We start from the raw sequence: 681 nt of genomic DNA, 5'->3' as shown, positions 1-681 counted from the left end.
TGGACCACCTTCAGCGCCGATCAGATCGACCTGAACTTCACTAACCCGGAAGTGCTGATCGCGATGGTGAACGTGGTACTGGATTATCTGGAAAAAGGCGCCGATTACCTGCGGCTGGATGCCGTGGGCTACATGTGGAAAACCCCGGGGACGTCCTGCATTCATCTGGAAAAAACCCACCAACTGGTCAAACTGTTTCGCGCCATCGCCAACGAGGTGGCACCAGGCACGGTTGTGCTGACGGAAACCAACGTACCGCACAAAGATAACATCAGCTATTTTGGTAATGGTCGTGATGAGGCGCAGATGGTGTATCAATTTTCACTGCCGCCGCTGGTGCTGCACGCGATCCATTACGGATCCTCGCGCGCCCTGCGGCAGTGGGCCGCCTCCCTCGATGGCGGCAGCGGCAGCACCACCTTCTTCAATTTCCTCGCCTCACATGACGGCATCGGTCTGAACCCCTTACGCGGCATTCTGCCAGAAACTGAAATCGTTTCGCTGGTGCGCGATCTGGCGATGGAAGGGGCACTGATCTCCTATAAGAATAACCCTGACGGCAGCACCAGCCCGTATGAAATTAACGTCACCTACATGGATGCGCTGAATCAGAAAACGGACGACGACGATACCCGCCTGCGCCGTTTCCTGCTTGCTCATGCGCTGCTGCTGGCCTTTCCC

Annotated in this window: 1 protein-coding gene; it reads left to right on the top strand. The window is 56.5% G+C overall.

Annotated elements, in window-relative coordinates; translation table 11 throughout:
• Nucleotides 1-681 (top strand): alpha-amylase family glycosyl hydrolase (locus WH277_RS00765; RefSeq protein ID WP_339503811.1); only part of this gene is annotated, 681 nt, incomplete at both ends.

Origin of the sequence: Erwinia sp. MYb416 (assembly GCF_037479575.1) — a bacterium.
Taxonomy (GTDB): Bacteria; Pseudomonadota; Gammaproteobacteria; order Enterobacterales; family Enterobacteriaceae; genus Erwinia; species Erwinia rhapontici.
This window is presented reverse-complemented; position numbering and strand designations above follow the sequence as displayed.